We start from the raw sequence: 9,376 nt of genomic DNA, 5'->3' as shown, positions 1-9,376 counted from the left end.
CGGACAACGCCCTCAAATACTCGTTGAGCAACGACGATGCCATCACCACACCCATTGAGCGGTTTGCCTATCGCCAGGCGCAGCGCTATTGGGTCGAGCGCGCGTTTCAGGAAGCCAAAAGCGAGCTGGGGATGTCCGACTACCAAGTCAGAAAGTGGACGGCGTGGCACCATCATATGGCGCTGGTCATGCTGTCCTTGTCGTTCCTGGTGAAAGAGCGTATCCAGCAAAAAGGGTCCGTCCCCCTGTTGAGTGCGCGCGACATCCGTCTGCTGATCATCGCCATGCTCCTCAATGATCCTGATGCCGTTGATCGCCGCCTCGCACAGATGAACATCCGGCATGAACAACGACGTAAAGACATTGAGCGATATGACAAAGAACATGATCCTGACAACGCGAATGATACGGATTGAGTCAGGGCTCAGAATTAATCTAACAAAGTAGTAGTAATGGGTGCCACGGGTTCGAGGGCGTCAGCCAAGGTCCTTTGACGCCGAGTATCGCTGGAATGGACCCCAGACTGTTCTTCTACATCATGCGCGGCCATCAACTCGACGAACGGCCATCGACGATCATGGGTCGGATCGCAAAGGGGTACAGCACGCTCGAGCTGCGTGAGATGTCCAGTTACTTTGCTGACCTGCCCTGGCAGGATCAACGCGTCGACGTCGCCGAGTCGGATCTCGTGGCGGGCGAGAAGCTGCATCGAGACCTCTGCGCCGATTGTCACGATGACGGCGGCCGTTACCAAGATAAGGAGATCCCACGCCTCAAAGGCCAGCTCCAGGCCTATCTCTTGATGCGGATGGAAGATTATCAGGACGATCGCAAAAGGCTGCCGCAGCCGCCTAAGATGAAGAAGCGGATCGGACCGCTCACGGCCGACGAGATCCGCGCCCTCAGCTACTACTACACGCGGTAGCGCAGTCCCGTTCAGGGCAAAGCCATCGAACGCCAATGCTTACATCCCTGTGCGATTGAGACGAGACAACCGAAGAACGGCTTAGGCGATTTCTGTCAAAGCTCATACCGCCTTGCTGGTCTTTTCGCTCGCCTTCTTCGTCGCGCCGCCGGTCACATAGCCCGGCTATGCTCCCGGCGACGCTCCTCGAAGGTAAACGAAAATCCTGCGCAATTCGGTACGAGCTTTTCCGGCAATCGCCTTAGAAGGGCGCGGCCGGTCGCGAGTGCGATGGAGATGCCAGTAAATGTCGACGAATCAGCGTACTCATGTGAGCCGCCAACGCCCTGGACAGCGCCGCACACTGATCCTGGCACTGAGGGCACAGCACGCGCTGTTCAACGGCCCGTTTCTAGCTCATTGTGCGGCAAGCCAGGCCGTGATGGACTTGATCTGGGCATCGGTAGGCGGCGCGTCGCAGCTCGAAGGCGAATAGAAAGCGGCGTGCATCAGCTTGGCTTCATCACTCTCGCCTTCGCCGCTGAGAATCTTGGTCGCCTTCGAATAGAGCTCGCCCGCAGGCTTGCCCGCGAGCTCCGGAACCATCTTGCTGACGGGCGACTTGCCATCGGCCCCGTGGCAGTTCACACAGCCGTGGAACTTGAACAGGTCTGCGCCCTGCTGCCCCTGCAACGAGTCTTCCTCAGCCTTGACCGTGGTCTGTGAGGCAACGAGAAGCGTTAAGAAACTCATCATCGGGAGAGAGGTCTTCATCGAGATCACCTTGCATTAGCGGAATGGAAGCAAAGGGTCGTTATCGAGCCAAAAACCGAAGGCTGGATGACGTTGCCTCCTGCAGCTCGATAATTCCTACCACACCGTTATGCTTTCGCATGCCCGGCCCGGCGTCCATCGCCTTGTTGAGCTAGTCCAGTAGAGCTAGCTCTCGCCTCCGCTGGTCGAGGAGGCTGGAATATTCAATTGACAATTGATCGGGTCGCAGGCGATCGTATAATAAGTGGATGCGGATCTTGATTGCAGATGATCACCCTTTGGTGCGTTCAGGTCTGAAGGAGGCATTGAGCCACCTCTGCAACGATACGCCCGAATGTATCGAGGCGGAAGACGCCGATCAGGTGCTAGGGGTGATGAACTCTGGAATTCACTTGGATCTGATCCTGCTCGACCTTTTCATGCCCGGATCGAACGGACTCGACCTGCTGCGCGAGCTTTGCAGCCATCCTGCAGGCGTTCCCGTGGTTGTGTTATCGGCTCTCGAATCGGCCGAAACGATGCGCGAAGCACTCGATTCCGGTGCTTCCGGCTATGTCTCGAAGACAACCCCGCATTCGGTGATGCTGCAAGCGCTAAGGCTCGTGCTAGCCGGCGGTGTCTATGTGCCCGCGGCACTGCTCGCCGCAAAAGCGAATGAGCACGAATCGCAATGGTCGCAAGCGGAATCCGGGGCGCCGAGATCAGATCGTCGAGCGCCTGAGGCCCCGGTCGAACAGATCGACGGACTCGAACAACTCACTCCACGGCAACGCGAGGTCCTTGCACGAATCTGCCAGGGGCAGTCGAACAAGATGATCGCACGCGAGCTCGGGTTCTCCGAGTTCACGGTTAAGGCCCATGTGGTCGCTATCCTGCGCACCCTTGGTGTATCCAACCGTATCGAGGCAGCGAGCATGGCCCGAAAGCTCGGCTTTCCAGGATGAATGCCAAACGGCAATGAGTGCCGTTGGCATCAATCCCTTTGCTAGTATTCGCGCCCGGCTGATCGCGCTGGCGCTGGTGCCGCTGGCGCTGATCTCGAGCATCTTTGCCGCTTACGGCATTCATCACGGCCTGGAGCACGATCGGTGGCGAATCGATGAGATTGGCCGGGTCATCGCTGAGAGTCTGGCGCTCGCTGCGGAACGGTCGCTGCGCACCGGAGAGATCGAGCACCTGCAGGCCCTCTGTGACGAAACGGCACGCAGACCGGACGTGCTCTGGGCCGCAATCGGTGACATCCGTTTCAACCTGCTCGTCGCCAGCGCGCCTGAGGAGCAGGCCTCGCAGGCCGGTCACCCTTTCTCGGCGCCGGTGGTCAATCTAGGCGATTCGATCACCATCCGACCCCCTGATTCGAGACCGCCGCCGACGCCCATATCCGAGCCGATCCTCGGATGGGTGCAGATTCGACTCACACCCACCGCCGGCGCCGCGCCCCATCAGCAGCATCTGGTTATCCTCCTTTGGCTCATCTTGGCTGGCTTGGGCCTTGGTATCCTCGCGGCCCTCTATATCGGCAGGGATCTCTCGCGAGGACTTGGCGATATCGGCAAGACGATCGCGCGTTACCGTCAAGGCGAATTCGCTGCACGGGCAAGGCCCCAGCCTATCGCCGAGCTCGATGCGCTGGCACGCGCGTTCAATCGCATGGCGAACCAGATTGATGGCTCGCAGCAGGCGATGCGCAATCAGGTGGAAGCAGCGACCCGCCAGCTGCGTTGGAGTCTCGAGACCTTGCAGAAGCAGAACGCGCAGCTCGAGCGCGCCCGCGAGGCAGCTCTGGCCGCGAACCAAGACAAGGAGGCCTTCCTGGCACGGATGAGCCACGAGATGCGGACACCGCTCAATGCAGTGATCGGTTTCGGCCGGCTGCTGCACGCAGAGGCTCGCACCGAGGCCTCCGCCGAGTACAGCCGGACGTTGGATCGTGCAGCGCGGCAGCTGCTGGCCGTTATCGACGACATTCTCAACTACGTCAGGCTGAATTCGAGCGAGCTTTCGATCGAGTCAGCCCCGTTCGAGCCGAGGGACTGCCTTGAGGATATCGTCGCCATGCTTGCCCCTGACGCGCACGCGAATGGGCTGGAGCTGGCATTGGTTATCCACGGCGGCGTCCCTGAACGGCTCCGCGGCGACCCCAGCCGCATCAGCCAGGTGCTGGTCAATCTCCTCAGCAATGCGATCAAGTTCACCAGCGTCGGCCATGTGCTCGTCGAGGCCGATTACGACGCCGGGGAAGCAGGCAGCCTTCGCATGGTGGTCTCCGATACTGGCATCGGCCTCTCGGCGGCGCAGCAGCTGCGCCTATTCCAACCGTTTGAGCAGGCAGACCCTGTCATCACCCGCCGATATGGCGGCACCGGTTTGGGTCTCGCAATCTCGAAGCGGCTCGTGGAGCTCATGGGTGGCCAGATCAGGGTCCGCAGTGCGCTCAATCAAGGCTCCCGTTTCAGCGTGACCCTGCCGTGTCAGCGCTGCTCGCCAGTCCCTTCACAGCGGTCGCGACGCTACCCAAAGGCGCGCAAGGTGCTCATCTGCGATCCCGCTGCGATCCAAGTGCGTGCGCTGCGTTCGCAACTGCTGAGCTGGTCCATGGAGGTGTTCGCGACCAGCGATCCGCAGCGTCTACCCACGATGCTGGTCGATGCAGAAGGCGCAGGGAGGCACTTCGAACTGCTGATACTCGGGCTTGCGCCTCAGCAACAAAAGGTTCTCGAGCTCGAACGTCAGCTGGCCGAGTTGCGACGCGCCTTTTCCGGCCCGATACTGCTGCTCGTCGCAAACAACCAGTGGACGCCACCCCCTGCCGTGCTCGCAACGCCGCCGATCGCCTGGACCGAGAAGCCCTTGCGCCGAGCCCGCTTGATCGAGCTTCTCTGTCAGCTGGACGGCGTTTCACGGTCGGCAGGCGCCGTCGAGCAGGCCCGCACACGCGCGCAGTTCCCGGGCCGACGGGCAATGGTCGTCGATGATAACGACTTCAACCGGGCGTTGATGCGCAGACTGCTCGAGGTCCGGGCGATGGAGGTCATCGAGGTCGACAATGGCGCCGATGCCGTCCGGCAAGCCACCAGGCTGGAGCTGGATCTGATCGTCATCGACATCCACATGCCATTGATGGATGGGATCGAGGCGACCCGGCGCATCCGCGCCGCGCTCGCCGACGAGCAAGTGCCCAGTCTCGTCGCATTGAGCGCAGACGCCTTCGTGACGGAGCGCATACCCGAGCGCGCAGCGCTATTCGATGCCGTTCTGCTCAAACCGATCGACGAGGAAGGTCTCGACGAAACCTTGGAACGTCTTCTCGCCGACGGGAGCGCAACCAGTCTCCAGACCGGCCACCGACCAGATCGCCCGGCCGCACCGGTGATTGACCCGGGCCCAGTGCGCGCGATTCGGCTCGACACCGAATGGCGCACGCGCTTGGATGACGAGCTTGCGATGCAGGTGCAGGGGATCGGCGCGGCGATCGCTGTCGAAGACCGGCAGGCGTTGCAGGAGCGGCTCCATGACCTGAAAGGCATCTGTGGTCTGTTTGGCCTGCAGGGCCTGACCGAGCGGGTGCGCGGACTAAGCGACATGGCCGCCACTGCGCCGATGGCGACACTCTGTGCAGAGGCCAGGGTCTTGAAGAACCTCCTGGGCGAGGAATCCAAGCGCGAGGGCTGCACAGGCCCCTGAGCCCAAACCCGCGTCTGCAAGCGCACACGCACCGCGGCTACAATGCCGCATGCTGCTCTCTCCTGGTCATCGCTTTCTCTTCATCCATATCGCCAAGACCGGCGGAACCAGCGTCCGGGCAGCATTGGCGCGTCGACGCTGGGCGGACCCCTGGTATTGGCCGATGTTCCTCTGCAGCCGGCTCAGCCATCTCAGCGGCCACCGCATCGGCACCAAGCTGCCTCGTCATGCCAAGGCCATCGCCGCCAAGGAGCTGCTGCCACGCGAGGTCTTCGAGGGGCTGTTCAAATTCGCCTTCGTGCGCAACCCCTGGGATCTTCAGGTAAGCTCGTTTCACCATATCCGCCGGGAGCGGCCGCAGTATCTCGGCGGCCATCAGGACTTTGCGTCCTTCCTGCGCTGGAAGCTCGACCCGGCGCGTCCGCCGCAGTATCACCTGGACACCTCGATCGAGCTGCAGAGCGATTATCTGATCGATCTGCACGGCAATCTGATCGTCGACTTCGTCGGTCGCTACGAGCGCCTCGAGCCGGACTTCGATGAGGTCTGCTCGCGCATCGGCATCGCGGCGCCGCGGCTTCCTCATCGCCGCCAAGCGAACGACCGCGGCGCCGACTACCGCCGTTATTACGACGATGCGACCGCCGAGCTCGTTGCGCGCCACTTCGCGGCCGATATCAAGCGGCTTGGCTATCGCTTCGATGGCATCGACGGAGCCGTCTCAGCCTGAAGGCGGTGGCGATAGGGGTCGACTGATCCGACTGCTCTGCTGCGACCGCTTCCGATGGCGCCGCGACAGCCGTCTGACGTCATTGTGCCATCGCGGTGCGACTCGGTGCCTTCAGGTCGAGCTGGGTCTCCGGTCAGGAGGCCTCTGTATCGCTATTCCCTGGCGGGCTCTCTGGCGGAGTCTGCGGAGTCTCGCGACAGGTCTCTTTCGCTGCCCCTTTGGTCGCTTCCGGCGGTTCATCCCGCGGCGAGACCTCCTGCACCGGCTCCTCTTGCTCCGTTTCCCTGATCAGTTCATGCAGCGACTCGAACCCCTCCTCGAGCGAGGAGGCCATCACGACCATTGGCCCCTGACTGACGATGATCTGCGCCAGCTGAGGTAACGGTAGATCATCAGTCGCCTGCAGGAAGATGCCTTGGATATAGGTCACCACACCCTCGACCGGTACCACGATCATCCGTCCGCGGGTCGCCTGCGAGCCTTGCTGGCTCCAGAGGGTCAGCTCCTGCGAGAGGCTTGGGTCCTGTTTGATGAAGGCGTCCATCTGCTCGGGTCCGTAGACCAGGGTGCCCTTCGGGAAGTTGTAGACGATGATCCTGCCGTAGCTGTCACCATCGTTTCCGGCGACGGCGAGCGCGCGCATGCTCGGCTGCCCCAAGGGCGTCATCGGCACGAACAGGCTGTACTCGAAGCGGTCGGCCTCGATCAGATTGAGCGTCAGGTAATAGGAACGCATCTTCTCCAGGTTCCCGCGCCACAGATTGGGGGGCAGCTCCCAGGCGTCTTCCTGGTTGTAGAAGGTCTCGGGGTCGGTCTGGTGATAGCGCGCATAGACGTCCATCTGCACGTCGAACAGGCTCTTCGGGTAGCGCACGTGCTCCTTGAGCGCCTTGGGCATCGCATCGAACGGCTTGAAGAGCCCCGGATAGATGCGCGCATGCGCGGCGGCGATCGGGTCATCCGGGTCGGCGAGATAGTAGTCGACGCTGCCGTTATAGGCATCCACGACCACCTTGACCGAATCACGGATGTAGTTGAATGGTCGTTCGAAATGCTCGACGTGGCCGGTATAGGGTCGCGAGTACGGGTACCACCTCGAGCTAGTCAAGGCGTCCTGAATCCAATACAGCCGGCCATCGGCGACTGCGAGATAGGGGTTCGGGCCGAGGGTCAGATCCGGGGTCAGGGTCTTGATCCGCTCGCGGATATTGCGCCGGAACAGCAGCCGGCTCGCGTCGGTCATCTGCGTGGTATAGAGGATATTGCGCTCACCGAAGTAGAGCGAGAAGACCAGCTTGCGAAAGGCACTGCTGATCGGCACGCCGCCGGAGCCATCATAGTCGGTCAGCTTCACCTCATCGCGTGAGGCATAATCGAGCTCATGGCTTGCATTCGGCGCAATCACCGGGTGCAGATTGCCTGCCCCGTAATAGATGGCTGGCTCATCGATGGACAGGCCCGGCACGGAATTCGGCGGAATGCCCTGGATCAGCCACTCGATCGGCTCATCGGCCGCCTGTGCGGCCGGGGTCATTACGACGCCGTAGCCGTGGGTGTACCTGAGCCAGAGGTTGACCCAGGTCTGGCGTGGCTCGCTCAGCTTCTCGAGATCGATTTGCCGCGCAGCGAGAAAGACCTGTTGATAGACATCCTCGACCTCGTAGCGTCCGACGTTGACCTTGTCGAATGCGTAATAGGGCCGGATCTCCTGCAGCTCACGATAGACCGACAAGAGCTTTTCGTCGTCCCAGATCGGCACGCTTCGCAGGCTCAGCCTGATATCAGGCGTGATCTCCTCCCAGCCCTCTTCACGGATTGGATAGTCTCGCGCCTCGACCTCCTGCAGGCGGTAACCGGCCAATGTCGCTTCAATGTTGTTCTCGATGAAGGGCGCCTCGCGTGTCATCTCGGCCGGCTCGACCACGTACCGACTCACCGCATCGGTCAGATAGGGCGTATGGCGCAATCCGATCACAGCAACCAACAGAACCGCCGCCGCGGCGAGTAAGCGCAGCCCTTTGCCGGTATTCAGTAGATACAGCAGTGTGACACCCGTAACGAGCAGCAGCAGCGCTGCGGCCGCGATCAGCGGCAGTGTGACCACCATTTCCTCGTAGCCGGGGCCATAGAACAACGGCAGATGCGCGTCGGTATAGAGCAGCATGTAGGCATCGCCGAGAAAATAGAAGCTTCCCATCAGGATGATGAGCAGCAGGATCAGGCTTAGATGCAATCGCGCACCACGCCGCAACCGGCCGTTTGCCTTCGGCATCGCGCGGTGCTCGCGCCAGTACAGCAACCCGAGCCCGAGCAGCACCACGACGAGCGCCACCATCACCTCGCTGTAAAGCAGCATGTAGACGGGCAATGAGAACAGGTAAAAGCTGATGTCGTGTCCGAATACCGGGTCGCTGATGCCGGCATCGGGCGCCAGCAGGAACAGCAGCGCATCTTCCCAATAGAAGAACAACGGGAGTGCGACGACGATCCCCAGGATCAGTGTCAGCGGCAGGTAAAGCGCCAACGAACGAGACTGGAAACGTCGGTAGACTTGCGGAGACGGGCGGTCACTCTCGAGATCAGACGCCCATTCGGCCCCATTGCTTGGGCGACGCGCGCCGAGATACTTGCCGCCGATCCAGAAATTGGCGAAGAACAGCGCGAAGAAGAACGCGGCTGCCGTTGTGAAGACCACATAGCGGTAGAGCAGTCGCTGCCAGAAATAGAACTCGTAATCGAGCGACCGGAACCACCAGAGGTCGATCAAGAAGTCCTTGACCACCACGCCCAGTATCGTCAACGCAATCAGGACAACCAGCAGGAGGCCGGTCACAACGATGGAGAGGGTTTTCCAGGAACGCATGTTGGCAAGCAGGGGCTGATGGCAAGGGTCTGAGCGAGCGGTTGCCCCCGATCTGCACACTGCGTGCCTATCACGAGCAGCCACTTGCGAGCCGCCAACGGCAGCCGCTGACCACATCGATCAGCCTCGACCCGGGGGATTTCCCCAGCTCCGGTGGATTTCCCCCAATTGGCCGTGAGCGGCTGGTTGGAACCAAGAAACCGCAGTCGACCGCTTAGGCGATTGCCGGAAAAGCTCGTACCGAATTGCGCAGGATTGTCGTTTGCCTTCGAGGAGCGTCGCCGGGAGCATAGCCGGGCTATGTGACCGGCGGCGCGACGAAGAAGGCGAGCGAAAAGACCAGCAAGGCGGTATGAGCTTTGACAGAAATCGCCTTAGCCCAGCATGCAACCCTTTGCAATGGCTCCAATTCTGGTGCTTC

Annotated in this window: 6 protein-coding genes and 1 pseudogene; 5 read left to right on the top strand and 2 right to left on the bottom strand. The window is 61.2% G+C overall.

Translation table 11 applies throughout. From position 1 onward, the window contains the following. Together CKO40_RS15015 and CKO40_RS15010 are read left to right on the top strand one after the other, a co-directional pair. Positions 1–416: pseudogene (locus CKO40_RS15015) on the top strand (IS701 family transposase); the annotation flags it as partial. 95 nt (positions 417–511) lie between these two features. Further along, a complete protein-coding gene (locus CKO40_RS15010) occupies positions 512–925 on the top strand; it encodes a c-type cytochrome (protein WP_200347060.1) in 414 nt (137 codons plus the stop codon). 396 nt (positions 926–1,321) lie between these two features. Here CKO40_RS15010 and CKO40_RS15005 read toward each other — a convergent pair whose 3' ends face one another. After that, positions 1,322–1,678, bottom strand: coding sequence for a c-type cytochrome (locus tag CKO40_RS15005; RefSeq protein WP_200347058.1), 357 nt, complete (start codon positions 1,676–1,678; stop codon positions 1,322–1,324). Positions 1,679–1,926: 248 nt separating this feature from the next. On the opposite strand from CKO40_RS15005, the gene CKO40_RS15000 reads away from it, so the two are divergent. The 3 genes from CKO40_RS15000 to CKO40_RS14990 are packed head-to-tail and all read left to right on the top strand — an operon-like array spanning position 1,927 to position 6,092. Continuing rightward, complete coding sequence (locus CKO40_RS15000; protein WP_242477070.1) at positions 1,927–2,622, top strand: response regulator; 696 nt, start codon at positions 1,927–1,929, stop codon at positions 2,620–2,622. Between the two features lie 13 nt (positions 2,623–2,635). Beyond that, positions 2,636–5,362: a hybrid sensor histidine kinase/response regulator gene (locus CKO40_RS14995; RefSeq protein WP_200347054.1), complete on the top strand. Its 2,727-nt coding sequence runs from the start codon at positions 2,636–2,638 to the stop codon at positions 5,360–5,362. Between the two features lie 49 nt (positions 5,363–5,411). After that, positions 5,412–6,092, top strand: coding sequence for a sulfotransferase family 2 domain-containing protein (locus CKO40_RS14990; protein WP_200347052.1), 681 nt, complete (start codon positions 5,412–5,414; stop codon positions 6,090–6,092). Positions 6,093–6,225: 133 nt separating this feature from the next. Here the strand turns inward: CKO40_RS14990 and CKO40_RS14985 are convergent, their stop codons facing one another. Continuing rightward, complete coding sequence (locus CKO40_RS14985) at positions 6,226–8,955, bottom strand: UPF0182 family protein (RefSeq protein WP_200347050.1); 2,730 nt, start codon at positions 8,953–8,955, stop codon at positions 6,226–6,228. Between the last annotated feature and the right edge of the window lie 421 nt (positions 8,956–9,376).

This window comes from Halochromatium glycolicum, from assembly GCF_016584085.1.
GTDB classification, from domain to species: Bacteria; Pseudomonadota; Gammaproteobacteria; order Chromatiales; family Chromatiaceae; genus Lamprobacter; species Lamprobacter glycolicus.
Note: the sequence above shows the minus strand (reverse complement) of the source record. Positions and strands in the feature narration are given on the sequence as shown.